This window comes from Burkholderia sp. L-4 (assembly GCF_056856535.1).
The window spans coordinates 1,801,152-1,826,960 of the sequence record NZ_JBXEOX010000001.1 but is presented as its reverse complement, the minus strand read 5'-3'; the positions used below and the strand labels follow the sequence as shown (position 1 = coordinate 1,826,960).

General features: G+C 72.0%; 14 protein-coding genes. 3 read left to right on the top strand and 11 right to left on the bottom strand.

Going from position 1 to position 25,809, the window contains the following annotated elements; translation table 11 throughout:
* Positions 1–9 precede the first annotated feature (9 nt).
* From AC1VVG_RS08485 to AC1VVG_RS08475, 3 genes are read right to left on the bottom strand one after another with little or no spacing between them, the layout of a single operon-like run.
* Positions 10–1,053 (bottom strand): GNAT family N-acetyltransferase, encoded by a 1,044-nt coding sequence (locus tag AC1VVG_RS08485; RefSeq protein ID WP_482835487.1) that lies wholly within the window; start codon positions 1,051–1,053, stop codon positions 10–12.
* Positions 1,043–6,019, bottom strand: coding sequence for an amino acid adenylation domain-containing protein (locus AC1VVG_RS08480; RefSeq protein WP_482835486.1), 4,977 nt, complete (start codon positions 6,017–6,019; stop codon positions 1,043–1,045). Before AC1VVG_RS08480 ends, AC1VVG_RS08485 begins: the two co-directional genes overlap by 11 nt.
* A 9-nt stretch (positions 6,020–6,028) precedes the next feature.
* Positions 6,029–15,688 carry an amino acid adenylation domain-containing protein gene (locus AC1VVG_RS08475; protein ID WP_482835485.1) on the bottom strand — a complete coding sequence of 3,220 codons (9,660 nt, stop codon included), beginning with the start codon at positions 15,686–15,688 and terminating at the stop codon, positions 6,029–6,031.
* A 272-nt stretch (positions 15,689–15,960) separates the two neighbouring features.
* Here AC1VVG_RS08475 and AC1VVG_RS08470 point away from each other — a divergent pair, with 272 nt between their 5' ends.
* Entirely contained in the window at positions 15,961–17,706 is a 1,746-nt protein-coding gene (locus AC1VVG_RS08470; protein ID WP_034186920.1) for a cyclic peptide export ABC transporter, read from the top strand.
* A gap of 122 nt (positions 17,707–17,828) precedes the next feature.
* Here AC1VVG_RS08470 and AC1VVG_RS08465 read toward each other — a convergent pair whose 3' ends face one another.
* The 7 genes from AC1VVG_RS08465 to AC1VVG_RS08435 all read right to left on the bottom strand — a co-directional run bounded on the left by AC1VVG_RS08465 (position 17,829) and on the right by AC1VVG_RS08435 (position 24,638).
* Entirely contained in the window at positions 17,829–18,860 is a 1,032-nt protein-coding gene (locus AC1VVG_RS08465; protein WP_069705156.1) for an ABC transporter substrate-binding protein, read from the bottom strand.
* A complete protein-coding gene (gene fhuF / locus AC1VVG_RS08460) occupies positions 18,857–19,657 on the bottom strand; it encodes a siderophore-iron reductase FhuF (protein ID WP_200087524.1) in 801 nt (266 codons plus the stop codon). The genes AC1VVG_RS08465 and fhuF overlap by 4 nt, the downstream gene beginning before the upstream one ends.
* Positions 19,654–21,744, bottom strand: coding sequence for a Fe(3+)-hydroxamate ABC transporter permease FhuB (fhuB, locus tag AC1VVG_RS08455; protein ID WP_482835484.1), 2,091 nt, complete (start codon positions 21,742–21,744; stop codon positions 19,654–19,656). The genes fhuF and fhuB overlap by 4 nt, the downstream gene beginning before the upstream one ends.
* Positions 21,741–22,589 carry an ABC transporter ATP-binding protein gene (locus AC1VVG_RS08450; protein ID WP_069705159.1) on the bottom strand — a complete coding sequence of 283 codons (849 nt, stop codon included), beginning with the start codon at positions 22,587–22,589 and terminating at the stop codon, positions 21,741–21,743. The genes fhuB and AC1VVG_RS08450 overlap by 4 nt, the downstream gene beginning before the upstream one ends.
* A complete protein-coding gene (locus AC1VVG_RS08445) occupies positions 22,589–23,596 on the bottom strand; it encodes a TauD/TfdA family dioxygenase (RefSeq protein WP_034186925.1) in 1,008 nt (335 codons plus the stop codon). The genes AC1VVG_RS08450 and AC1VVG_RS08445 overlap by 1 nt, the downstream gene beginning before the upstream one ends.
* 44 nt (positions 23,597–23,640) lie before the next feature.
* Positions 23,641–23,883 (bottom strand): MbtH family protein, encoded by a 243-nt coding sequence (locus AC1VVG_RS08440; RefSeq protein ID WP_034186926.1) that lies wholly within the window; start codon positions 23,881–23,883, stop codon positions 23,641–23,643.
* A gap of 86 nt (positions 23,884–23,969) precedes the next feature.
* Positions 23,970–24,638, bottom strand: coding sequence for an RNA polymerase factor sigma-70 (locus tag AC1VVG_RS08435; RefSeq protein ID WP_124669093.1), 669 nt, complete (start codon positions 24,636–24,638; stop codon positions 23,970–23,972).
* A 294-nt stretch (positions 24,639–24,932) separates the two neighbouring features.
* On the opposite strand from AC1VVG_RS08435, the gene AC1VVG_RS08430 reads away from it, so the two are divergent.
* Both AC1VVG_RS08430 and AC1VVG_RS08425 read left to right on the top strand, forming a co-directional pair.
* Positions 24,933–25,160 (top strand): hypothetical protein, encoded by a 228-nt coding sequence (locus AC1VVG_RS08430; protein WP_034187028.1) that lies wholly within the window; start codon positions 24,933–24,935, stop codon positions 25,158–25,160.
* A 46-nt stretch (positions 25,161–25,206) separates the two neighbouring features.
* Entirely contained in the window at positions 25,207–25,344 is a 138-nt protein-coding gene (locus AC1VVG_RS08425) for an HHHH-motif protein (RefSeq protein WP_167361868.1), read from the top strand.
* Positions 25,345–25,474: 130 nt separating this feature from the next.
* Here the strand turns inward: AC1VVG_RS08425 and AC1VVG_RS08420 are convergent, their stop codons facing one another.
* Positions 25,475–25,750: a hypothetical protein gene (locus AC1VVG_RS08420; protein WP_482835483.1), complete on the bottom strand. Its 276-nt coding sequence runs from the start codon at positions 25,748–25,750 to the stop codon at positions 25,475–25,477.
* Positions 25,751–25,809: the final 59 nt, after the last annotated feature.

Below are 25,809 nucleotides of genomic sequence, written 5' to 3'. Positions count from 1 at the left end.
TCCGGCCCGTCAGACGTGACGGCCGGAGAAGAACGTCTCGCGCAGCGTGCGCATCCACAGCGGCTGCGCGTCGGCCAGCGCGAGACGGCGCTGCCGCGCGAAGCCATGCCGCGCGAGATGGTCGGCAACCCGCGCGTGGCCGGCCGGAACGGCACAGCCGACCGCTTCGGTACGCGGGTCGTCGAGAAACAGGTAATGCACGACGGACGGCAACCAGCCGGCCACGCAATGCGGGCCGCGCCAGCGCGACTCGCCGACCAGCATCCGCAGCCCGCGGTCGTAGTCGCGCGCCGCGACGTGCGACGCGAGCGCGTCTTCCTTCAGCCAGAACGCTTCGAAATACGCGAACGGCTCGCCGTCGAAGCAGCCGACGAGCGGCGTCACGTGCGGATCGGCGTCGAGGGCGGCGCCTGGCGCGCCGTCCGTGCCGCGCGGCGCGGGGTGCGCACCCGGCCAGCCGTCGCGCACGCGCGGTTCGTCGAACCAGCGCGCGAGCCGCTCGGTGTCCTCCGCCGGCTGCCAGCCGCGCAGCGTGAAGCGCACGCCGAGCGCCGGCAGGTCGCGCGCGTAGACGTCGCCGCGCGGCGCGGGCGGTCGGCGCGGGTGGCGCCGGCCGTCGGTGAGCATCGGCAGCGTCGCGCACGGCAGATGCGGGCCGACGAGCCACAGGTCGGCCTGTTGCGCCCAGCCGTCACGCATGCAGCGGCCGCCGTCGGCGAGCACGCCGCTCGCGCGCAGCGCATCGAGCGCGACCGCCGGCCATGCGGCCGGGTCGAGCCGGATCGCCGCATGGCGCGCGCTGTCCGAAAACGCCGCGGCCAGCGCCGCCAGCAGCGCGCGCCGCTGGTCGGCCGGCGCCGCGCGATGGTTGTATGCGACGAGGCGCAGCGCACCGTCGTCGCCGAGTTGCGCGCGCAGCAGCTGCGCGCCGATGCCGTCGCCCTGCGCGACACGGATCTCCGTGCCGTCGCGCAGCGCGAACAGGCCGTCCGCGAATGCGAGGCGGTACGTATCGAGCATCGTGAATCCGTCCGGACGCACTTCAGCCAGCATGGCGCGCCTCCTGTGCTGTTTCCGCACGCGCATCCAGCCGTGCACCGAGGGCTGCGAGCGTCGGCGACGCGAACACGTCGGCGACCGTCAGCGCGTGACCGGCACGGCCGGCCGCGTCGACGAAGCGCACGACGTCGAACGACGTCGCGCCGGCTTCGAACAGGTCCGCATCGGGCTCGGGTGCGGCGGTCGCGAACGTGTCGGACCACAAGGCCGCCAGCACCGCCGCCGCATGCGACGACGGCGCGTGGCCCCGTGCTGCCGCGTGTGCATGCGCGCCGAACGCGGCGTCGCGTGCGTCCGGCACGCCGAGCGCCGCTTCCGACGCACCGGCGAAGCGGGCAACTTCATCGTGATAGACATCGACGAGCGCATCGACGAAACCGCGGTCGAGCAGTTCGTCCGCATACGAGAACGCAGCGCTGACGCGCCCGTCCGGATGCTCGACGACGTCCAGCTCCAGCGTGAACACGACGCGATGGCGCACGTCGTCGAATTCGGCGAGCGACAGACCGGCCCAGTCGCGCGCGGCCGCGCCGGTCGGACGCAGGTAGTTGAACATCACCTGGAACAGCGGATTGGCCTGCGCGGCACGCGGTGCGCGCAGCGCGGCGACGACGTCGGCAAACGGCACGTCGGCATGCGCATACGCGGCGAGCGCCGTATCGCGCACCTGCGCGAGCACGTCCGCGCGGCGGTCTGCCGGGTCGATCCGCGTGCGCACGACGACCGAGTTGATGAAGAGACCGAGCGCGTCGCGGGCCGCATCGCCGGTGAGCGCGCGCGTCGACGCCAGCACGCCGACCGGCTGGTCGGCCGCGCCCGTCACGCGGAACAGCGCGGTATTGAGCGCCGCGTGCAGCAGCATCGGCAACGTGGCGTGCGCGGCCGATGCGGCGTCGCGTGCGGCGCGGATCAGGTGCGCATCGAATTCGAATGCGAGACGGGCCGCTCGCCATTGCGGATGGGCCGGCGCGTCCGCACGCTGCGGCAGCACGCGCGACGGCAGATCGGCCAGCGCATCCTGCCAATACGCGACGCGGGCCGGATGGCACGGCGCGGGCAGCACGAGCGGCGCGGCCGGCTGGATCGCGTCCAGCGCCGGCCGCGCGTCGCCGTGCGCCCGAGCGACATAACGCGTGCGCACCGCATCGAGCCACAGCTCGATCGATTCGCCATCCGACACGATGTGATGGATCGTCACCGACAGCACGTGGTCGTCCGTGTCGAGCCGCAGCACGCGGGCACGCCACAGCGGCGCATCGGCCGCAAGGTCGAACGGCGCGAGGGCATCCTCGTCGGTCAGTGCGGCGGCTCGGACAAGCGCATCGGCCTGGGCCGACAGGTCGATCACGGGCAGTTCGACGCCAACATCCGCGTCGATCCGCTGGCCCGGCAGCGCGCCGTTGCGCGCCACGAGCCGCGCGCGCAATGCCGGATGAACGGCGGCGGCATCCGCGAACGCCGCGCGCAGCGCATCGACGTCGAGCGGGCCGCGCACGCGCAGCGCAACCGGAATGTTGTACGCGGCGCTGTCCGGCTGCGCGCGCCACAGGAACCACAGGCCGAGCTGCGCGGGCGACAGCGGCCACACGCCATGCGCGTCGGGCTTGGCCACCGCGACGCCCGGCGCGGCGGCGCCGGCATGCGCGGCGCGCGGCGCATCGGCTACCTGCCGCGCGTACTGTGCGAGCACGGGCGCCTCGAACAGCGCGCGTACCGGCACGTCGCGGCCGAGCCGTTCCGCCACGCGTGTCGCGACCCGCACGGCCGCGAGCGAATGGCCGCCGAGATCGAAGAAGTGATCGCCGCGGCCGACGCGCTCGAGATTCAGCACGTCGCACCAGATCGCCGCGAGCGCGGTTTCGTCGCCGTCGCGCGGCGCCTCGTACGCGCGTTCGACGCGCACCGGCGCCGGCAGCCGCCCACGGTCGACCTTGCTGTTCGCGTTGCGCGGCAGCGCGTCGAGCACGATCAGTTGCGCGGGCACCATGTAATCGGGCAGCGTGCGGCGCAGGTGCGCATCGAGCGTCGCGGCTTCGACCGGCTGCGCGGCGGCCCGCGCATCGGCGGTCAGCTCGACATACGCGACGAGCTGCGCGAGCGCACCCTGCCCGTGCACGACCGCGCACGCTTCGCGCACCGCATCGTGCGCGGCCAGCTGCGCCTCGATTTCGCCGAGTTCGATGCGCAGCCCGCGCAGCTTCACCTGGTGGTCGACGCGGCCGATGAAGTCGAATACGCCGTCCGCGCGGCGGCGCACGAGGTCGCCGGTGCGGTACAGCCGCGCGCCCGCCGCGCCGTACGGGTCGGGCACGAAGCGCTCCGCCGTCAGTGCCGGACGGTCGAGATAGCCGCGCGCGACGCCGATCCCCTCGCCACCCAGATACAGTTCGCCGATCACGCCGACCGGCAGCGGATGCAGCCGCGCGTCGAGCACATGCGCGGTGCGCGCGCCGACCAGCGTGCCGATCGGCAGGTACGCGGCGTCGCCGAGCTTCGCCAGATCGTCGCCGGGCCGGAACATCCACAGCGTCGGCGTGATGACCGTCTCGGTCGGGCCGTAGCCGTTGACCACGCGCACGTTCGGCAGCGCACGGCGCAGCATCGCGAACGCTTCGCGCGACGTCGCCTCGCCGCCGACGGTCAGCGAACGCAGCGTCGGCGGCGCACCGTGCTGGAGCGCCCATTCGGCGAGTTGCGCGGCGCAGCCCGGCGGCACATAGGTCATCGTCACGCCGTCGCGCACCATCATCGCGCAGGTCTGCGCGGGCGGCCACAGAACGTCGGCCGTCACCGACACGGCGGCGCCCGACATGTATTGCGAAAACCACCCTTCATGCGCGCCGTCGAAGTTCACCGACTGGAACAGCAGGAACACGTCGCGCTCGCCCGCGCCGTAGCGCTCGGCAATCGCGGCGCAATGCAGCGCGAACGATGCATGGTCGACGATCACGCCCTTCGGCTTGCCGGTCGAGCCCGACGTGTAGATCGCATAGGCCGCGTGGCCCGGCAGCACGTCCGGCAGCACCACGTGCCCGGCCTCGTCGAGCGCATCGATCGCATCGGCGCGCCAGACGCGCAGCGCCGGCAGTTCGGGCAGCGACGCGGCGCTCGCGCCGTCGGTCAGCACGTGCGCGATGTTCGCGTCGCCGACGATCTGCGCGAGCCGTTCGCGCGGATGCGCGGGATCGAGCGGCACGAACGCGGCGCCCGACTTCAGCACCGCGATCAGCGCGACGAGCAGGTCGACCGAGCGCTGCAGCGCGACGCCGACGCGCATCTCGGGCCGGACGCCGGCCGCGACCAGATGGCGGGCGAGGCGCGCCGCGCGTGCATCGACTTCGCCGCGCGTCAGCGCGCGGTCGATATCGGCGACACCGCGCGCGTGCGGCCGCGCTTGCGCATGTGCGGCGATACGCGCATGCACGGGCACGAACGGTTCGGCACCGGTCACGCCGGCCGGCGCGTTCCATGCAAAGAGCTGGGCACGCTCGTCGGCGGGCAGCCAGTCGAGATCGCCGACCGGCATGTCGGGACGTGCGAGCGCATCGGTCAGCAGCGTGACGAATCGCGCGGCCAGCCGCGCGATCGCGTCCGCGTCGAACAGGTCAAGCGCGTAGATGAAAGCGGCGTCGAATGTGCCGTCGGGCGTCGCCTCGACGGACAGCGTCAGGTCGAATTTCGCGGACGGCGTGCCGGACGGCAGCAACGCGGCCGACGCCGCGCCGAGCGCCGGCAGCGCGCGCCGCTCGCCATACGCGGCCATGACCTGGAACAGCGGATGATGGCTCGCGCTGCGCGGCACGCCGAGCGCGTCGACCACCTGCTCGAACGGCACGTCCTGGTGCATCTGCGCGTCGACGAGCGCGCGCTGCGTGCGTGCGACCAGCGACGAGAAATCGCCGTGCGCGGGCACGTCGACGTCGATCGCCAGCGTGTTGACGAAGAAGCCGATCAGGCCGGCGACTTCCGCGCGTTCGCGGTTCGCGGCCGGCACGCCGACGCAGATCCGCGCGTCGCCGGTCGCGCGCGCGAGCAGCGCATCGAGCGCGGCCAGCAGCACGGCGAACGGCGTCGCGCCCGATGCGGCCGCAAACGCGCGCAGTTGCGCGCCGACGCGCGCGTCGAGCGAAAACACATGACGCGCGCCGCGTGCGCTGCGGCGCGCCGGCCGCGCGGCCGCGCCCGGCAGCGTCAGCACGCCGCGCTGCGGGTCGAGGCGCTCGCGCCAGAACGCGAGCTGACGGTCGCGCTCGCCGGCATCGAGCCAGCGGCGCTGCCACAGCGCGTAGTCGGCGTACTGGATCGGCAGCGGCGCGAGCGGCACCGGCCGGTCGGACGCATACGCACGATAGAACGCCGCGAGTTCGTCGAGCATCACGCCGGACGACCAGCCGTCCGACACGATGTGATGGACGGTCAGCGCGAGCCAGTGATGCGTCGCGTCGAAGCGCACCAGGTGCGCGCGCACGAGCGGCGCCGTGCCGAGATCGAACGGCTCGGCTTCGTCGGCCGTCGCGACGGCCTCCGCGCGCGCCGCGCGCTGCGCGGCCGGCAACGCTTCCAGGTCGGTCTCGCGCCACGGGCAGCGCAGCGGCGCGTGGATCGTTTGCGCGACACCGTCCTGCGCTTCGTCGAAGGTCGTGCGCAGCGCTTCATGACGTGCGATCAGCGCATCGCACGCGAGACGCAGCGCGTGCACGTCGAGCGGGCCCGTCAGCGCGAGGCGCTCGGTGATGTGATACGCGTCGGGCGCGTCGATCAGCCGCGCGTGCAACCACAGCCGCGTCTGTGCAAACGAAGCCGGCACGCGCTCGCTGCGCGGCGCGCGCGGCGGAATCGGCAGCACGCGGAAATCGATGCCGGCCGCGCCGAGCTTGTCGATGAAGACCGCGCGCTGCGCGTCGGGCAGTTGCGCGAAACGCGTCGCGAGCGCGAGCCAGTCGGGTTGAGCCTTCGTCATCCGTCGTCCTTATTGGGTTTCCAGTTCGCCGAGCAGCGCGTCGATCGCGCTCGCCGCATCGGTCTCGCCGCGCGCCGCGCAGGCCGCGTCGATCGCTTCCGCGCAGCGCGCCAGCGTGCGCGTGTCGAACAGCGTGCGCAGCGGCAGCGCAAGACCCCAGTGCAGGTTGGCCTGCGCGTGGGCCTGCGTCGCGAGCAGCGAGTGGCCGCCGAGCAGGAAGAAATCGCCGTCGCGGCCGATCGCGTCCACGTGCAGCACGCGCTGCCAGATTGCCGCGAGCGCGCGTTCGGTGTCGGTCGCGAGTTCGACGGCTTCGGCCGTGTCGCGCACCGGCGCGGGCAGCGCATGACGGTCGCACTTGCCGTTCGGCGTGACGGGCAACGCGTCGAGCTCGATCAGTTGCGACGGCACCATGTACGCCGGCAGTTGCGCGCGCAGTGCGTCGAGCAGCGCCGCGCGGTCGAGCGGGCCCGCATCGCCGCGGGCCAGGTAGCCGATCAATTGCTCGTCGCGCACGATCACGACCGCATCGTTCACGCCGGGCGCCGCGCGCAGCAGCGCTTCGATCTCGCCCGGCTCGATCCGCTGGCCGCGCAGCTTCACCTGCGTGTCGACGCGGCCAAGGTAGTCGAACGCGCCGTCGGCGCGCCGGCGCGCGAGGTCGCCGGTGCGGTACATGCGCGCGCCCGGCACGAACGGATCGGGCACGAAGCGCTCGGCGGTCAACGCCGGGCGGCCGAGATAACCGCGCGCGAGACCGGCGCCCGCCAGGTACAGTTCGCCGGTCGCGCCGGCCGGTACCGGCTGCCACGCGGCGTCCAGCACGTGCAGCTGCAGGTTCGCGATCGGATGACCGATCGGCACCGCGACCGCATTCGCGTCGTCGGGGCCGCAAGTCCAGTGCGACACGTCGATCGCGGCTTCGGTCGGTCCGTACAGGTTCACGAGCGTGGCATTCGGCAGCAGCCGCGCCATCTTCGCGACGAGTTCGGGCGCGAGCGCCTCGCCGCTCGCGACGATCAGGCGCACGCTGTCGCATTGCGCGGCGGCCGAGAAGTCGTCGAGATGAGCGGCGAACGCGGCCAGCATCGACGGCACGAAATGCAGCACCGTCACGCCGTGCGCGTGGATCGCGGCCGCGAGACGCGCCGGGTCGCGATGGTCGCCCGGCGCGGCGATCGCGAGCTTCGCGCCGATCGCCAGCGGCCACACGAATTCCCAGACCGACACGTCGAAACCGAACGGCGTCTTGTGCAGCACGACGTCGTCGCGCGTCAGCCGGTACGCGTGCTGCATCCACGCAATCCGGTTCGCGAGTGCGCCGTGCGTGTTGCCGGCGCCCTTCGGCTTGCCGGTCGAGCCGGACGTATAGATCAGGTAGGCGAGCCGTGCGTCGTCGATCGCGGCGGAGCCGCTTGCGGGCGCGCCGTCCGCTTCGTCCGCCGCATCGGCAAGCAGGTCCGCCACCGTCAGCAACTGCGTGTCGGCGCCTTCACCCAGCGCGGCCTCGACCTGCTCGCGCAGATGGGCCTGTGTGATTGCGACGGCCGGCCGCGCGTCGCGCAGCAGGTACGCGATGCGCTCGGCCGGATAGTCGGGGTCGACCGGCAGGTACGCGGCGCCGGCCTTCAGCACGCCGACGAGCGCCATCACCATGTCGAACGAACGCTCGACGCACAGCGCGACCGGCGTGTCGGGCCGCACACCGCGCCGGCGCAGCGCGGCCGCGATGCGCGAGGTTGCCACGTCGAGCTCGCGATAGGTCGCACGATGCACGCCGCCATGAACGTCGGCGTATTCGAGTGCAATCGCGTCCGGCGTCGCCCGCGCCGCCTCGGCGAATTGCAGGTGCAGCGGCTGCCGTTGCGCGATCGGCCAAGCATGCGCGGTGTCTTGCGCATGCGCCAGTGCGTCGCGGGTGGCGGCGTCGGCGATCGACAGCGTGCCGAGCAGCGCGTCCGGCGTACGGGCCAGTGCATCGAGCGCACATGCGAACGCACGATGCCAGGTCTCGACCTGACGCGCATCGACACGTGCGGCGTCGTAACCGTAGTCGATCGTCAGTTCGGCGCCGCTTTCGATCACGAGCGTCAGCGCGAAATCGGTTGCCTCGATGCTGCGCACGCCGCTCAATGCCAGCGCGCGCGGATCGGCGTCGCGCGCCGTGTCGTCGACCGGGTAGTTTTCGAACACGACCAGCGTATCGAACAGTGCGCCGCCCGCCCCGCGCGCCCAGCGCTGGATGTCGGCCAGCGGCGTGTGGGCATGTTCGGCGGCGGCCGCGTTCTCGCGCTGCAGCGCCTGCAGCCAGTCGGCCGCGCGTTGCTGCGGCGCCGGTGCGGTGATGACCGGCAGCGTGTTGATGAACAGACCGAGCACCGAGTCGACGTCCGCGAGCGCGTCGGGACGGCCCGCGACGGTCGCACCGAACGCGACCGCCGGCTGGTGCGTCATCCGCTGCAGCGCGAGCGCCCAGGCGCCCTGCACCAGCGTGTTGACGGTCAGCTTCAGCGCACGCGCCGTCTGCGCGACGCGCGCCAGCGCGTGCGCATCGAGCGTCGCACGCCACGTGACCATCTCGGCCTCGGCGCGGTCGGCCGACCGGTCGGCAATCAGCGTCGGTGCATCCAGGCGGGCAAGACGCCCGGTCCAGAAACGCTCGTCGGCGTCGCGGTCGCGCGTGCCGAGCCATGCGATGAAGTCACGGTAGCGCAGCGCCGGACGACTCGCGAACGGCGACACGGCATCCGGGTCGCGATAGTCGCGCAGCACATCCGCGAGCAGGCGCGCCGTGCTCCAGCCGTCGAGCAGCACATGGTGACGCGTCCACACGACGCGCCATGCGTCGTCCGACACGCGAATCAGCGTCAGCCGCATCAGCGGCGGCTCGCGCCAGTCGAAGCCGCGCGTGCGGTCGGCCGCGAGCCAGGCGTCGAAATCGGCGTCGAGCGTGTCGCCGCGCTCGCGCCAGTCGAGCTGCTCGACCGGGATCCGCGCATGGCGGTGCACGCACTGCAGCGGCGCGGCTTCGTCCGGCATCACGCTCGTGCGCAGAATGTCGTGACGCGCGATCGACGCGTCGAACGCCGCCGCGAGCCGGTCGGCGTCGAGCGCGGTCGCGGTCGCGACGAGCTGGTTCACGTAGCTCGCGTGGCCCGGTGCGAACAGCGCGTGGAACAGGATGCCCTGCTGCATCGGCGACAGCGGATACACGTCGTCGATCGCGCGCCAGTCGAGCGGCGTGCGTTCGATCGCGGCCTGCGTGAGCCCGGCGGCCTGCGCGAGCGGGAAATCGCCCGGCGTCGCGCCGGCGCCGCGATGCGCGATGCGCGACGCGCACGCGTCGACGAGTTCGCGCAGTGCCGACGCGAAGCGTTCGGCCAACGCGTCGATCGTCGCGCGCTCGAACTGCGGCGCACCGTAGACCCAGTGCACCTTGAGCGTACGCGCGCCGTCGCGGTCCGTATCGAGGTATGCGTGGATCGCGAGCGTGTTGCCGAGCGGCCCCCGCGGATCGCGCTCGACGCCGGTGCCGCCGAAGCGCGGTACGAGCGTGGCATCGCGCGGCGCGTCGAACTGGCCGAGATAGTTGAACGTGACGCGCGGGCGCGGCACGGCGGCCAGCGCCGCGCGCGTCGCCGCATCGCCGTAGTGCGCGAGCACGCCGAAGCCGAGCCCCTTGTGCGGCACGGCGCGCAGCGTGTCCTTGACCGCGCATAGCGTGTCGCGCGCGGTCGCCGCGACCGGCAGCGTCACCGGGTAATGGCTCGTCAGCCAGCCGATCGTCCGGCTCGCGTCCGCATCGTCGAACAGCGCTTCGCGGCCGTGTCCTTCCAGTTCGACGCGGCACGCAGCGGCGTCGCGCGCGCCGGCCAGCGCCAGCGCGAGCGCCGCGCCCAGCAGCTCGATCGTCTGCGTGCGATAGGCGGCATGCGCGTCGGTCAACGCGGCGCGGGTCAATGCCGCGTCGATCGTCTGCACGACGACGGCCGCATCGGCGTTCGTGGCCGTTGCGTCCGGATGATCGGGGACGACGTCGTCGCCCTGCGCCATGCCGGCCCAGTATGCGGCCTCCGCCGTGAACGGCGAGCCCGGTTCCGTCGCGGCACGCGCGAGCCGCGCGGCCCATGCGTCTGCGCGCAGGCCCGGCTGCGACAGGCGGACCGGCGTGCGTTCGCATGCGGCGCGGTAGGCCGTGTCGAGGTCGTCGAGCAGGATGCGCCACGACACGCCGTCGACGATCGCGTGGTGAATCGCCAGATACAGCTGCGTCGAGCCGTCCGGCAGGCGCGCCGCGCATGCACAGGCGAGCGGCCCGCGGCCGAGGTCGAGACGGCGCTGCAGCGCGTCGAAGCGTGCGAGCCCGTCGGCTGCGTCGCGTGCGGCGACTTCGACGAACGGCAATGCGTCGTAGGGCTTGGCTGCCTCGCTTGCGCGCCAGACGCCGTCCGCGCCGCGCGCGAAGCGCTGGCGGAACACGTCGTGATGCGTCAGCAGCGCGTCAAATGCGCGCGCGAATGCGTCGGCGTCGAATGCACCGCGCACGTCGAACGCGACCGACTGGTTCCAGTGGCCCGGATGCGGAGTATCGAGCGCGAAGAAGCGCTGCTGCGCGGGCGTCAGGACCGATGCGGCCACCGGCGTCGCGGCAGCGCTCGCGGGCTGGACGGCGGCGGCCGCATCGTCGGTCTTCGCGATGCGCGCGAGTTCGGCCACCGTCGGGCCGTCGAACAACTGCTTCGGCGTGAAGCGCACGCCGCGCTTGCGGGCACGGGCGATCACCTGCAGCACGAGGATCGAATCGCCGCCGAGTTCGAAGAAATTGTCGTCGCGGCCGACCTTCGGCGCTTTCAGCACGGCCTGCCAGACGTCGGCGAGCACGGTTTCGACCGCACCGCGCGGCGCATCGCCGGACGCAACCGCAACCGGCGCGGCAGCCAGCTCGCGCAATGCCGCGCGATCGATCTTGCCGTTCGCCGTCACCGGCAGGCGAGCCAGCGCGACGAACTGCGCGGGCACCATATAGTCGGGCAGCTTCGCGGCAAGTGCCGCGCGCACGGCGGCTTCGTCGAAGGCCGCGTCGTCGCGCATCACGACGAACGTCGCGAGCCGCAGGCGGCCGTCGTGCTCGATCGCGAGCGTTTCGGCCTGCGCGACCGGCGCGGCCGCGCGCACGGCCGCACTCACCTCGCCCGGCTCGACGCGGTAGCCGCGGATCTTCACCTGGTCGTCGATACGGCCGAGGAAGGCGAGACGGCCATCCGTGCGCAGTCGCACGCGGTCGCCCGTGCGATACAGCCGCGCACCGGGCGTGAACGGATCGGGCACGAAACGCTCGGCGGTTTGCGCCGGGCGCCCGAGGTAACCGCGCGCGACGCCCGGCCCGCCCAGATACAGCTCGCCCGTCGCGCCGGCGGGCACGCAGGCGCCGAACGCGTCGAGCACGAGCGCGCGCGCATTCGGCAGCGGCAGCCCGAGCGGCACGCCGCTCGCGGGGTCGCGCGCATCGGCGGCGATCGACGCGGTGTCGCACGCGATCGCGCCGACCGTCGCTTCGGTCGGCCCGTAATGGTTGATCACGCGGCAGGCCGGCGCGAGCGCGGCCAGGCGCGCGACGAGCGCCCACGTGAGCGTCTCGCCGCCCGTCACGAGCGCGTGGCGCGGCAGCACGTCGGCCGGCACGCGCGCGTCGAGCAGCGCCTGCAGGTGGCTCGGCACGATCTTCAGCACGCCGACTTCACGGCGGCGCATTTCGTCCGCGAACTGGTCCGGATCGAACGCGCAGGCGGCCGGCAGCAGATGCAGCGTGCGGCCGGCGCACAGCGCGCCGAACAGCGTCGTATGGCCGAGGTCGGCCGCGACGGTCGACACCATCGCGAACGAGGCGTCGGGTGCGAACGCGAGTTCATCGAGCATCCCCTGCACGTAGTCGGCCAGTGCGCCGTGCGACACGACGACGCCCTTCGGCGTGCCGGTCGAGCCCGACGTGTAGATCAGGTACGCGCCCTGCTCCGGATGCGGCGCGACGCGCACGCCGGCCGCGTGGGCGAGCGTCGCATCCTGCGCGAGCGTGTCGACGTCGAGCGGCTGCGTATCGATGCCGGCCGGCCACGCGGCCGTGTCCGCCACGAGCGCCCAGCGTGCGCCGCAGTCGGCCGCCGCGGCACCGAGTCGTGCGGCCGGCTGCGCGGGATCGAGCAGCACGGCGAGCGCGCCGGCCTTCAGCGCGCCCAGCAGGCCGACGACGAAACGTGCCGACCGTTCGACGCAGACGATCACGGGCGCCTCGGCGGCCACGCCGCGCTGCGTTAGTGCGCGGGCGACGCGGTTCGACGCGTCGTCGAGCTCGGCGAACGTCAGCGAGGTCGATGCGTCGGACAGCACGACGCGATGCGGGTAGGCAGCCGCCTGCCGCGCAAACGCGGCGACGACGTCGGCATGCTCGATGCGCAGTGCGCGCCCGTCGCGCGGCTGGCGCGAGCTTGCCGACGCGTCGCACGGCAGTACGGCCGTCGGGTGTTGCGGATCGTGCGCGGCCGCGCCGACGAGCGCCGCATAGCTGTCGAGCCAGGCACGCGCGGTGTCCGCGTCGATGCAGTCGGTCGCGTACGCGGCGACCAGTTCGATCCCGTTCGCGTCGTCGGTGAAATCCACCGCGAAATCGAAGCGCGCGGCGAGATCGGGCCCCGGCGTCGCGACTGCCGTGGCGCCCGGCAGCACGCTGTCGTGCCGCGCATCGAACTGTTGCGCGAACTTCACCCGCAGCCATTCGTCGCCGCGCTTGACCGGCGGCTTCACCGCATCGATGACGCGCTCGAACGGCACGTCCTGGTGCGCGACCGCATCGAGCGCCGCCGTGCGCGCCGCGTCGACGAGCGCGCGGAACGGCAGCGTGGGCGCCACTTGCACGCGCAGCGCGACGGTATTCAGGAACAGGCCCAGCAGCGCGCGCGTTTCGGGGCGCTGGCGATGCGCGACCGGCACCGCGACGACGACATCCGTTGCGCCGGTCAGGCGCGACAGCCACGCGTCGAGCGCGGCGAGCAGCACCGTGAAGACGGTCGCCTGCGCATCGCGTGCGAGTTGCCGTACGTCGGCCGCGACCGCGTCGGGCAGGCGCACCGACACGCGCGCACCCTGCAGCGTGCGCACGGCGCCCGGCTGGCGGTCGACCGGCAGCGCAAGCGGGCCCGGCACGTCGCGCAATGCGCCGCGCCAGTAGTCGAGCTGGCGCTCGCCCTCGCCGCCGGCCAGCATGTCGCGCTGCCAGTCCGCGTAGTCGGCGTACTGGATCGGCAGCTCGGGCAGCGACGGCTCGCGGCCCTCGGCGTACGCGCGGTACGCGGCCGACAGTTCGTCGAACGCGCAGCGCGAGCTCCAGCCGTCGGTGATCGCGTGATGCGCGGTCAACAGCAGGCGGTGGCGGTCGTCGGCGAGCGCGACGAGCGTCGCGCGCAGCAGCGGGCCGCGCGCGAGGTCGAACGGCTCGGCCGCGTCGCGCTCGGCGAGGCGCGCGGCTTGTGCGTCGCGCGCGGCGGGCGGCTGGTCGCGCAGGTCGATATCGGCGATCGGCACCGGCAGATGCGCATGAATCCGCTGCATCACGATGCCGTCGTCGTTGTCGACGAGCGTCGTGCGCCACGCCTCATGACGCCCGATCACGTGATCGAGCGCGCGCTGCAGCGCGTCGCGCGCGAGTGCACCGTCGATCGTCCAGTGCGCGGCGATGTGATACGCGGCGCTCGCGTCACGCGTTTGCGCGAGCACCCAGAAGCGCTGCTGCGCAAGCGAGGCCGCACGGTCGACATGCGGCACGCCCGATGCCGCCGGATCGGCCGCGGCGCGACGCGCGGAAATCGCGGCCAACGGCTCGCCGGTCTCGCGTTCCGCCCGATCGACCGTCCCGGCCAGTTCGGCCAGCGCCGGATCGGCGAACAGCGTGTCGAGCCGCAGGTTCACGCGCAGGGTCGCCCGAATCGCGGCCTGCAGCTGCATCGCGGCGAGCGAATCGGCGCCCAGCGCGAAGAACCGGTCGTCACGCGACGGGATGACGTCAAGGCCCAGCAGCGTCTGCCACAGATCGGCCAGTTGTCGTTCGGTCGGCGTACGCGGCGTATCGCCCGCACCTTGCGTCGTGTCGCGCGCGGCGGCAATCCGTTCGCGCAGCGCGGCACGGTCGATCTTGCCGTTCAACGTATACGGCAACGCATCGACCCGCACGAAGCGGTGCGGTTGCCACGCGGCCGGCAATTGCGCGGCCACGTGCGCTTTCAGCGCCGCATCGTCGGCCGCCGCGCGCAGCGCGACGCACGCGATCAGCCGCGTCGGTCCGTTGCCGGTTTCGGCGACCACGGCCGCGTCGGCCACGGCCGGGTGCGAGCGCAGGCACGCGGCGATTTCCGCCGGCTCCACGCGCACGCCGCGCACCTGGACCTGATCGTCGAGGCGGCCGAGATAATCGAATGCGCCGTCGTCGCGCAGCCGCGCGAGGTCGCCGGTGCGGTAGACGCGCGCGCCGGGTTCACCCTGCGCATCGGGAATGAAACGTTCGGCCGTCAAGGCCGGGCGACCGTGATAACCGCGGGCGACGCAGACGCCGCCGAGCAGCAGCTCGCCCACGCCATCGGCCGCGGCGCCGTCGACGCGCGCGACGCGCGGGCCGATCACGCGGCCGATCGGCAGCGATGCATACGCGTCGTCGGCCGCCAGCACGGGCGTCTCGCCCGGCTCGACCGGCCACAGCATCGGCGAGATCACGGCCTCGGTCGGCCCGTAGCCGTTGATCAGTCGTACCGACGGAAATGTGCCGCGTACGAACTCGAATGCCTGTTGCGGCAGCGCTTCACCGCCGAACGCGAGCACGCGCAGCGCCGGCGGCACGCCGTCGCGCGCGGCGACGGCCGCGAATTCGCGCAGGTAGGCAGGCGGGAACGCGGCGACGTTGACCGACTCGCGCACGAGCAGCGCATGCGCGGCGTCCGGCGCGAACGGCTGCGGCGGCGCCACGACGATGCCGGCGCCGACGGCGAGCGGCGCGAGCCAGCATTCGTGCGCGGCGTCGAAATTGACCGATGCGAAATGCAGCAGGCGGTCGCCGGCCTCGATCGGCAGCGCGGCCGCGAGCGCGGCGCAATGCGCGGCGAGCGGTCCGTGCTCGACGACGACCGCCTTCGGCGTGCCGGTCGAGCCCGACGTATAGATCATGTAGGCGGCCGAACGCGGGTGAACCGTCACGGCTTCGTCGCCGGCGACGAGATCCTGCTCGCCCGATGCCGCCGCCGGATCAAACGCATGTTCGAACGGCGTGCCGAGCGCCGCGCGGCCGGCCGCGTCGACGATGCCGTGCCGCAGTTGCGCATCCTGGACGATCCAGTCGAGGCGCGCGGCGGGATGGCGCGGATCGAGCGGCACGAACACGCCGCCCGCCTTCAGCACGGCCAGCAGCGCGACGAACAGTTCGCACGAACGCTCGACGCAGACGCCGACCCGCACTTCCGCGCCGACACCGGCCGCGCGCAGTTGCCGGGCCAGGTACGCCGCCCGCGCGTCGAGCGCGCCGCGCGACAGGCGCAGGTCATTCTGGAAAGGAACCGCGATCGCGGGTGCGTCGGGCGCGATGCGCGCCAGTTCGCGGATTCGGTGATGCAGCGCAGTCGGGAAACTCGTCATGTGCGTGAAGTCCTTCGGTCCGGCCGCTTCGGCCAAGTCTCGGGGCCGCTTGGGGCGGCTTCACTGGTGTGACGAACGACGCGGCCGATTTTTTACCGTTTTGCACGCAAAGTGCGTGCGGCCGCATTTTTTTGACGGTGCCGCTAAATATTTGCGTGCCCCGTTCGTCTATCAGGGAGGAAGCCGGAACGGGGCCCCGCCTCGCCCGCCGCTTTCGCGTCAGATTCACCGTTTCCGCGTTTTTGCCTGCCTTCCCTTTACCGACGTTGCCGATGACAGCCGCCCACGAGCCTTCCTCCCCGCCGTCCCTCGACGCCTCTCCCGGCCGCCCCGCGGCGCGCCTGATCCTTGCGCTGCTGCGCGAAAGCCGCGTGTCGCTCACGCTTGCGCTCACTGCGTGCGTCCTGAATGGTGTCGCGAGCGTGCTGCTCGTCGCGACGCTGAACCGCGCGCTCTCTCAACCGGGCGCGGCCGATGCATCGCTCGCGTGGCGCTTCGCCCTGTGCGCGGTGATCGCGCTCGTCACGCGGATCGTGTCGGGCACGCTGTTCGCCCGCCTGTCGCAGGACACGATGGCGCGGTTGCGCGTCCATCTCGCGCGACGCGTCGGCGCCGCCGAATTGCGCGACATCGAGCGGATCGGCGCGGCGCCCGTGCAGTCGGTGCTGACCGACGACGCGACCAACGTGTCGATGCTGTTCTTCGCGCTGCCGAACCTGGTCATGCACGGTTCGATCGTGTTCGGCTGCCTCGGTTATCTCGCCTGGCTGTCGTGGCCCGTGTGCCTGCTGGCGCTGGCCGCGATCATCGCAGGCTCGCTCGGCTATCACACCGGCGACCGCCGCGCGATCGCGTCGCTCGAGGCGGCCGGCCACGCGCAGGACCGCCTGTTCGGCTATCTGGGCTCGCTGTTCTCCGGCGCGAAGGAACTGAAGCTGCACGACGCGCGTGCCCGCCAGTTCGTCGACGGCCAGCTCGGCGCCGCGATCGGCGAAGTGCGCGACCACCGCCGCCGCGCGTTCAGCGCATACGCGGTCGGGGTCGGCTGGATCATCTTCCTGTTCTACGTGTTCCTCGGCGTCGCGTCGTTCTGGCCACAGCTCGGCGTGCATGCCGACCCGGCCGCCGCCGCCGGCTACGTCGTCGTGTTCCTGTTCATGCTCGTGCCGCTCGACGGTCTGCTGAACAACCTGCCGACCGTCAACGCCGCGCGCGTGTCGCTCACGCGGATCGAAGGCGTGATGGCCGAATTCGGCGCGCTGCGCACGGTGCCGCCCGCCGCCGACGCACCCGACGTGCCGCCGGCCGGCGCCGTCACGCTGCGCGGCGTCACGCATGCGTACTTCCACGAACGCGACGAACGGATGTTCAGCATCGGGCCGATCGACCTGACGATCAAGCCGGGCGAACTCGTGTTCATCGTCGGCGGCAACGGCAGCGGCAAGACGACGCTCGCGAAGGTGCTGACGGGGCTCTACGAACCGGAGGAAGGCACGATCGAGGTCGACGGCCGCACGATCGGCTGGCGCGAGCGCGCCGCGTACCGGCAGCGCTTCAGCGCGGTATTCAACGACTTCCACCTGTTCGACGCGCTGCTCGGCATCGTCGATCCCGACGATCCGTCGCGCGCGCAGGCCGACGCACGGGCGAACGCGCTCGTCGCGAAGCTCGCGCTCGACCACAAGGTGAAGGTGGTCGACGGCGCGTTCTCGACGCGCGCGCTGTCGACCGGTCAGCGCAAGCGGCTCGCGCTCGTCGTCGCCTATCTGGAAGACCGGCCGTTCTACCTGTTCGACGAATGGGCGGCCGACCAGGACCCGTCGTTCAAGGCCGTGTTCTACGAGCAGCTGCTGCCCGAGCTGCGCGCGCGCGGCAAGGCCGTGATCGTGATCACGCACGACGACCGCTACTTCGATCTCGCCGACCGGCTGCTGAAGCTCGACAACGGGCGCATCGTCAGCGACACGATGCCGGCGCGCTCGCGTGCGCAGGATGGTGTCGATGCACTGAGCGCCTGAGCGACGGGCGACAAAAAAATCGCCGACGCGCTGCCATGGCAGTGCGTCGGCGATTTGCATTTCGGAAGCGAATCGTGCCGGCGGGCAATTCACTGATCGCGCCGATCGCGACACCCTGCCCGTCAGCTCTTGCGCACGGCCGGCAGCGTCAGCATCGTATCGGTCATCACGTCGGCCAGCTTCAGCGCCGACATCGGTCCGCCGAACCCCCAGATGTTGCGTTCGATCAGCGCGATCCGGCGCGCCTTCATCGCGGGCACGAAGCGCCACACCGGCGAATCGAGTTTCGCGGACAGCGGCACGTCCATCCCCGATGCGGTGACGAACATCACGGCCAAGTCGCGCTGACGAAGCAGATCGGCCGACGTCACGTACAGCGTGCCTTCCCGCGTCGGCTTGCGCGGCCACGGATCGAGCCCGAGCGCACGCGCGAGGCCCGCCGACGTGCTGTTGCCCGTGTAGGCCCAGTAACGATCGGGCAAGCCGAGATCCTGCAGCAGCGCGACGCGCTCGCCCGTGCGGCCCGCGGCCGCGAGCCGCGCCGCATTGCGCGCGATGCCGGCGTCGAGCTGCGCATCGACCGCCTGTGCACGCGCGTCGCGCCCCGTCACCGCGCCGATCGTCCGGAAGATCTGCCGCATCCAGTCGAGCTGCGTGACCGGTACGCCGCCGTCGGATACGTTCGGGCTGAACTGGAACAGGATCGTCGGCGCGATCCGGTCGAGCGCGTCGAAGATCGGCGCGTGGCGGAAGCCGACGCCGATGATCAGGTCGGGCTTGACCGCCGCGATCGCCTCGAGCCCCGGCTCCTGCCGCGAGCCGATGTCGGTCACGTGCGCGAGCCGCTCGCTCCGGTAGCCGAGCCAGCCCGGGTAGAACGCGGTATCGGCCATCCCGACCGGCACGAGGTCGAGCGCGATCACGCTTTCCGCGAACATGAAGTCGAGTGCGACCACGCGCTGCGGCCGCACCGGCATCTTCGCGCTCGCCTGCGACACGACGGGGTTGCCGGCGAGCGACGCGGTGCCCTGCGTGCCGCGCGCGCCGTCGGCAACGGAAGCCGCGGCAGCCGAGGCGGGAAACGCGCCGCAACACGCGGCGCCGAATGCCGCCGCGAGTGCGCCGAGCGCATGCCGGCGGCCGGCGTGCGTCACCGGATCGCGTCCTGCTCGGCCAGCGCCGCGTCGTCCATCGTCAGTAGCAGGGGGCAGCTTCCACACAGTTGCGTTTCTCCAGGAATTTCGTAGCGCAGGCAGCACACGCGGCGCGCGCGAAACGGCGTCGGCAGCAGTGCCGAGCGCGGCACGGCGTCGCGCACGGGCATCCGCAGCGGATTCGGTTCGCCGCGCACGCAGGTCGAGCCGAACAGCCAGTCCGCATCGCGGACGGGGTCGGCCGCGCACGGCAGCGAACGATACGTATCGAGCAGATAGTCGAGCAGGTTGCCCGCGTTGCTCCACAGCACGCGCGGCGTGACGCGGCCCATCGCCGCGAGCAGGTCGATCACCGCGCCGAGATGCGCGAGGAGCCCCGCATAGCGCGGCGCGGGATCGTCGCACGGCGCGCCGAGCGCGTCCGGCGCGAAATACAGCGCGGCCGGCATCCCGTCGTCGAGCGCGACGAACGTGCGCGCCGGGTTCATGTCGAGCGGCCGGCCGAGCGTCAACGCGGCGACGACACCGGCCGGCGCCGCGCGACCGAAATAGTATTTGCTCCATTGCGACATCAGCGCGCGCGCATGCCGCGCGGGATCGCCGCCGTAGTGGCCGACCATCGCGTCGAGCACGATGTCGCGATGCGCGGGCAATTCGGTGACGGGCACGACGATGCGGCCCGGCGGGTGCGCGTCGTCGGGCATGCCGAGCCAGACGACATCGAGAGGTTCGGCGAACGGTTGCGGCGCGAACGCCGAAAAGCGCGTGGCGCGCGTCTCGTCGAGCACCGGCGTCATCGCCCCGCGCGCCGGGCGCGGCGCCCCTCGAGGATCAGCAGCCCGAGCAGATACGGTGCGCCGATCAGCGCGGTCAGCACGCCTGCCGGCACTTCGCGCGGCGCGACGACCGTGCGCGCGGCCAGATCCGCGACACCGAGGATCAGCGCGCCGCACGCGGCCGCGAGCCACAGCCGCGTGCGATGCCGGCGCGCGCCGAGCATCGTCGCGACGTGCGGCGCCATCAGCCCGATGAAGCCGACCGGCCCGACCGCCGCGACGGCCGCACACGCGGCGAGCGTCGCGATCGTCAGTGCGAGCGGCCGCAGCACGGCCACCGGCAAGCCGAGCGCGGCGGCCTGGTCGTCGCCGAGCGCGAGCATGTCGAGCGGTTTCGCGAGCCATGCGAACACGGGCACCGCGAGCACGCACCACGGCAGCAGCATCGACACCTCGCCCCAACTGCGGCCATAGGTGCCGCCGACGAGCCACACGACGAAGCGCGCGGGCTGCACGCTTTCCTGCGTGATCAGCCATTGCGCGAGCGTGGTCCACAACGCGCCGATGACGATCCCGGTCAGCGCGACCGCGAGCGGCGCGTAGCGATGCCGGTGATTCAGCGCGAGCGTGATCGCGAGCGACAGGCCGCCGCCGATCAGCGCGGCGGCCGCGAGCGTCACGTGGCCCATCAGCGGCCACGTCGACAACGCGAACAACGTGACGAGCCCCGCGCCCTGCGTGACGCCGAGCACTTCGGGGCCCGCGAGCGGATTGCGCACGACGCTCTGCATCGCGACGCCGCTGACGGCGAGCAGCGCACCCGCGAGCAGCGCGCACAGCAGGCGCGGCATGCGCAGGTCGATCAGCATCCGCGCGAGCCCATCCTGCCCCGACAGCGCGGCCGACCAGCGCGCGGGCGACAGCCATTCGGGGCCGGCCGACACGCCGACCCACACCGCGAGTGCGCCGACCACGACGAACAGCGCCGTGCGCAGCGGCCAGCCGAGCCGTTCGAGCCAGCCGACGAGCCGCGCCGAGCCGCCGCCCGCCGCCGGTTCCGCCGCGGCATGGAGCACGCCCGACCAGGCGGCGCCGCGCCGGATCATCGCGAGCATCAACGGCGTGCCGACCAGCGCGATCGCGACGCCGGTCGACAGCGTCGCGTCGAGGCCCGACGCGAGTACCGCGCTGTCGGTGACGAGCACGAGCGCGCCGCCGGCGAGCGCCGACAGCGGCACCAGCACGCCGAGCCGCGCGGCGCGCGCGCCGCGCACCTGGCGCAGCAGGTTCGGCGCGACGAGGCCGACATACGACAGCGGGCCCGCGATACTGACGGCCACGCTCGTGAACGCGACCGCGACGATCGTCGCGGCGAGCCGTGTCGCATCGACACGCACGCCGGCCGCGGCCGCCGCGTCGTCGCCGAGCGTGAGCGGATTCAGCGGCCGGATCACGAACGGCAGCGCGACCAGCGGCACGACAAGCCAGCGCGCGGCGAGCGCGAGGCCCGTCGCGCCCGGCTGGTAAAGGCTGCCGTTGGTCCACAGCGCGGCGCCCGCGATGTTCTGCTCGAAAAACGCGAGCACGAGCGTCGACAGCGCGGCGAACAGCAGCATGCACACGCTGCCCGCAAGCACGAGCCGCAGCGGCGTCGCGCGCCAGCCGCCGGCCGCGGCGATCGCGCACGCGGCGGCGGCCAGCCCGCAGACGAACAGCAGCGGCACCGACGCGACGCCCGCCAGCGCCGGCACGAGCATCGCCGCGAGCAGGCCGAGCTGGGCGCCGCCCGTCACGCCCAGCAGGTCGGGCGACGCGAGCGGATTGCGCGTGAGCGACTGGAACAACGCGCCGGCGATCCCGAGGCAACCGCCCGCGACGAGCGCGGCCGCGACGCGCGGCAGGTTGAGGTCGAACAGGAACACGTGCGCGAGCGCCGCGGCATCGCTGCCGGGCGCCGCGTCCCACCACACGCGCAGGTCGGGCGCGACACGCAGCGCCGCGAGTACGACGATCAGCGCGACGAGGCCGAACGCGATCGCGCCGGCCCGCCCGGTAGCCGCGCCCTTGCCCGCCGCCGCGAGGCGCTTGCGCATCGCGAACGTCGTCATACGGCGAGATCCCGGTCGAAGACGCCGGCCGCCCGCGGCGCGCCGTCGGTGGTCGGACCGTAGGCCGGTACGCACATCGGCGCGCCCGTCTGCGGATGCGCGAGCTTCAGCATGTCGACGCCGAACGCCGCGCGCAGCCGCGCCGGATCGAGCATCGCGTCGGGCGTGCCCTGCGCGACGAGACGGCCCGCGCGCATCAGCACGATCTCGTCGCTGTACGCGGCCGCCTGGTTCAGGTCGTGCAGCACCCACACGATCGTCAGCCCGCGCGTGCGGTTCAGCGTGCGCAGTGCGTCGAGGATGTCGAGCTGGTGATGGATGTCGAGATAGGTCGTCGGTTCGTCGAGCAGCACGATCGGCGCCTGCTGCGCGAGCGCCATCGCGATCCACGCGCGCTGGCGTTCCCCGCCCGACAGCGCGCCGACGTCGCGCTCCGCGTCGTCGGCGAGGCCGCTCGTGTCGAGCGCCTCGTCGATCGCCGCATGGTCGGCCCGCGACAGGCCGCGCAGGAAGCCGCCGTACGCATAGCGCCCGTAGGCGACGAGTTCGCGCACCGTGAGGCCCGACGGAATCTGGTTGAACTGCGCGAGCATCGTCAGCTCGCGCGCGAGCGCGCGACGGCGAAACGATGCGAGCGGCCGGCCGTTCACCTCGACATGGCCGGCACGCGCGGGCTGCAGGCCCGCGAGCGTGCGCAGCAGCGTGCTCTTGCCGCAGCCGTTCGGTCCGCACAGCGCGGTGACGCGGCCGGCCGCGATCGACAGGTCCAGCCCGTCGATCACGACATGGTCGCGATACCCTACCGACAGCCCGCGCGCGGCAAGCGCGGCGGTACTACGCGTCATCAATCCTCCGTTCGGTCGCGCGGGACCGTATAGCTCTGCGCCATCGCGACGACGACCTTGCGCGGCCCCTCGAACGGGTCGCGCGCGTGCGCGGTCAGCATGTTGTCGAGCATCAGCACGTCGCCGGTGCGCCACGGGAACACGATGCGCTGCTGGTCGAGCACGCCGCGAATCTCCGCGAGCGCGTCGGCCTCGAGCGGTTCGCCGTCGCCGTAGTACACGTTGCGCGGCACGTTCTCGAGCCCGACCGCATCGACGAGCGCTTCCTGCATGTCGTCGTCGAGCGCCGACAGGTGGAACAGGTTCGCCTGGTTGAACCACACGCGGTCGCCGGTGCGTGGATGGCGCGCGACGGCCTGGCAGCGTTCGCGCGTGCGCAGCAGCAGCTCGCCGTCGTCGTCGGTGCGCCATGCGCATTCGATGCCGCGCGCCGCGCACATCCGCTCGACCTCGGCCGGCTCGTCGGTGCCGAACGACTGCTGCCACGGCAGGTCGAGCCCCTGGCCGAAATTGCGCACGTACAGCAGCTCGCGCTTCTTGAAACGCGCGACCAGCGCCGGATCGAGCGCGCGATACACCGCGCGGCTGTCCGCGATCGGCGTGGCGCCGCCCTTCGGCGCGGCGAGCGCGCAGTGGAACCAGATCCGCAGCGGCCATTCGCGCGTGTACGACTGCTCGTTGTGCAGCGGAATCGCGCGGTGCGGCGGATATTCGGTCGACGTGTAGACCGCGCCCTCGACCTGGCTGCGCGGCGTCGACGCGTATTCATAGCCGATCAGCGGATCGCCGAACGATGCCGCGAACTGCTGGAACGCGTCGATCGACGGCACGTGAAAACCCGTGAACAGCACACCGCCCGCCCGTTCGAGCGTGTCGGCCGCGATCTCGCGCGCGAGCGGCGCGACATCGTCGATCGACATCCCGTCGCCGCCGCGCGGCGACACGACGGTGGGCAGCCCCGGCTCGATACGCAGGTCGTCGAGCGTCGGCAACGAAAGCAGGGTCATGCAACGTCCTCTTCAGGTGGCGCGCCGGAGCACGGCGCAGCAGGTCACGATGCGCGCGTCGCGCGCTCGCCGTCCATCGCGCGGCGCAGGCTCGCCGGGCGCATGTCGGTCCAGACGGTCTCGATGTGCGCGAGACAGTCCGCCTTCGGGCCGCTCACGCCGACTTCGCGCCAGCCGGCCGGCACGGGCCGGAACGTCGGCCAGATCGAATACTGTTCTTCGTCGTTGATGACGACCGTGTAGACGAGATCGTCGGTGTCGGCGGTAGGCGTCGGGGCTTGCGTCATGATCGGAAATCGCTGAGGCGGTTGAAGGAGGCGAAGCGGCGGTTTCGGCCGCTCCTGTCTGATAGACGATTGGCCGGCGCGTTTTTTTACCGCCGCCGCGCGCGGCCGCCCAGGAACACCGGGCACGCGACGCCGCGATGGCACGCGTCGAGGCATTCCGCGCAGTGGCGCTCCGCGTCGCGCACCATGAAATGCACGAGCGTCTGCGATACGTTCAGCGCGCGCGCCGCGGTCTGCAGCGTTTCCTCGCGCAGCCGCACCATCTCGAAGGCCGCGCGGCTGCGCGCCGGCAGGTCGTCGAGCGCGGCCCACACGCGCCGTAGCGTGTCGCGCGTCATCAGCGCGGCTTCCGGTGTCGGCTCGGGCGACGGCACGTCGAAGCCGTCGTCCTCTTCCGTGTGATAGACGTTTTCGAGGCTTTGCCGGCGGCACGCGTCGATCGACGCATTGCGCACCATCCGCGTCACGTACGCGACCGGCTGGCGCACCGCGTCCTGGTTCGGGAATTCGACGAGCTTCACGAACACGTCGTGCACGACGTCCTCGGCGCGGCTCGCGCACCCGACGAAGCCGCGCGCGACATTGACGAGCATCGCGCGATGCGAGATCAGCACATCGAGCAGCGCGCCCTGCGCGCGGGGCTCCGACGCACGGCGCGTACGCGGCGCGGCGCGCGGCGGCAGGTCCGGACAACTGCCGAGGAACGGGTTCGCCGCTGCTGCCGCCGGTCGGTCGAGCACTTCCGCCATGGCCATCGATCTGCTCCGTCTAATTCCGAGATAGCGCAATTTAACGTAAACGCAAATCATTCTCAATCCGATTACAGGATGACCCTTTCAGTTGTCAGGATTTGTCTGAACAATCGACGGAATCGTTGTGCGGGCGGAGGGAGCGTGCGTTCGTCCGGCGTACCCGGCTTGCGGGCGGCCGACGCGATCTTTCACGCGCCTGACGAAACGCCTGCACGTGTCATGGGCGGTAGCAACTTCTTACTACGTGAAATTTTGGGGGCTCGTACGATCGACTTGCCGTTTCCAAGGGAGAAAACCATGAAATCCATCGTGTTGTCCGCTGTCATGGCTGGCGCGTTGTCGAGCGTGATGCTGACCGGATGCGTTGCCTACCCCGGCCCTGCCGAAGTCACGATCGGCTGGCATGGCGATCGGTACTGGGACGGCAATCGCTATTGGGAGCGCCGCGACTGGGAAGCCCGGCACCCCGGCCCGCGTGACGACCGCCGCGACGACCGTCGCGACGATCAGCGGCCGCAGTGGTAAAGAAAGGCCGCTCCCCTGATCCGCCATTCAACGACAGGAACTCGACATGAAAACGCTACTGAAAACCCTGACCGCCGCGGCCGTCGCCGCCGCCGTGCTCGTACCGGCCATGGCCGAAGCGCATCCGCATCGCGTATGCCACTTCGAGCATCACCACCACAAGGTGTGCCGCTGGGTGCGTTGAGCGCCGTGCGGCAGATGCGGAAAAGCGCCGGCAAGCCGGCGCTTTTTTATCGTCGCGACAGGAACGGACCGGATGGCCGGGCGCTAGCGCTGCCAGTGCTCCGGCGCCAGCCCTGCCTGAAACGACAGGATCACCGCGAGCCCGGCGCCGTTGATACCGTCCGCCAACTCGACCGCCCCTTCGCGAGACTGCGCGATTCGACATGGGAGAGCGACGCGTCGCGCTGGTGAAAGCCAGCGATCGTCTTCCCGGCCGCACTGACCGTCGCACCATAGTCGTGACCGCCGCGCGGCCCGCCGAGGTCGTCGAGTACCGTCAACGCATACCCGCCGACCGACATCGTCTGCGCATGCGCCGCGCCCATCGTCGAGACAACGAACAGGACGGCCATCGTGGTGCCCTTCAAGCGTATCCCGTCTCCTCCGGGACAAAACGCCCGGCTGTCGCCCCTCGCATTCGCCCGCG